Source organism: Peribacillus alkalitolerans (assembly GCF_010882125.1).
Lineage (GTDB): Bacteria > Bacillota > Bacilli > Bacillales > DSM-1321 > Bacillus_BN > Bacillus_BN alkalitolerans.
The window spans coordinates 1-1,287 of the sequence record NZ_JAAGVZ010000058.1; the positions used below are offsets into that span (position 1 = coordinate 1).

Genomic DNA, 1,287 nt, shown 5'->3' on the forward strand with positions numbered 1-1,287 from the left:
GTTCGGTCTTCTCTTTTCAACTATAATTTATGTGGCATTAATGATAGTCGCTATTATCTACTTTAGTGGTATGCAACTCGAGAGAACAATTTGGGCAACGTTGTCTTTATTTAAAATAGTACGACTTCCATTCATTGAAAGATTTGAATATGTTGCCATTACTTATTGGATGTTAATAATATTACCTAACTTAATTTTTTATATGTGGTCTGCATGCAGAGGTATAAAACGGATGTTTAACATAGAAGAAAATAAGAGTGTGTGGTTTTTTTCTGCAATTATTTTAATAGCTGTACAGTTTATCGTAACCAGAACACAAGTTAACATGATAAACGACTATTTTGCAAAGTTTGCTTTTTATGTAGTAGTTTGCTATCCGTTTGTTCTATATGCTACTGCATGGTTAAGAAAGAGGGTCAGCTCATGAGGAAACAAATTAAAAATAGTATTTTTATTCTTGCAACAACTTTAATTCTTAGTGGTTGTGCAGAACAAAAAGTTCTAGAAGATATTGGACTGATTACAACGGTTGGATATGATCCTGTAGGGAAGAAGATAATGTCCACAATGGTAGTGATGCAAATTAATCCAGAAGCTCCTCAAAAAATAGATGTTATTTCTAGTGATGCTCTAACAAGTAAAGGAGGAAGGATAGAGGGAAATCTAAAAGCTTCAAAGGCACTTCAATCAGGTCAGCTTAGGGTAGCTCTGTACAATGAAAAGTTAGCTAAAAGAGGTATAAGACCTTATGTTGATACTCTTGCTTGAGACCCATCAATAAGTGACCTTACGTACCTTGGTATTGTTGAGGGATCAACGAAGGAACTTCTAAAACATCAGTATAAAAATATCCCTGACATTGGCCAGCAATTATATAATCAGATAGAACAGTTAACGGAGAAAGAACAAATATCAAATGCTACACTGCAGAGTGTGCAGCAAAGCTATTTTTCAGAGGGGATTGATCCCATATTACCGTTAATAATCAGGGACGGTGAAACTATTCGTGTATCTGGTAATGCAATTATGAGGAACGATAAAATGGTTGGTAAATTAACAGTTGAGGAAAGCTTCTTTGTTAAATTAATTAGAGATGAGTACAATGCGGGGAGTATAGAATTAACTTTTGATTTAAAAGATGATAAAGGGAAAAAACATACAGTAACAGCGGTTATTGATACCATAAAAAATTCAAGTGGGCTCGACCTTATTGAAAAAAATGTGCCGAGTTTTGATTTAGAATTAAAGATAAAGGGAAGATTATTAGAAGTTCAGGGGGCAATAGAT

2 protein-coding genes and 1 pseudogene are annotated in these 1,287 nt (G+C 34.0%); all 3 read left to right on the plus strand.

Going from position 1 to position 1,287, the window contains the following annotated elements; genetic code table 11:
- A partial coding sequence (locus G3O09_RS21875; RefSeq protein WP_163103553.1) for a GerAB/ArcD/ProY family transporter occupies positions 1-427 on the plus strand: 427 nt, incomplete at its 5' end.
- Positions 424-972 (plus strand): annotated as a pseudogene (locus tag G3O09_RS23050) (Ger(x)C family spore germination protein); the annotation flags it as partial. The gene G3O09_RS21875 and the pseudogene G3O09_RS23050, both read left to right, overlap by 4 nt.
- 51 nt (positions 973-1,023) lie before the next feature.
- Positions 1,024-1,287, plus strand: a 264-nt coding sequence (locus G3O09_RS21885) for a Ger(x)C family spore germination C-terminal domain-containing protein (RefSeq protein ID WP_476742325.1), incomplete at its 3' end; no start/stop codon positions are given.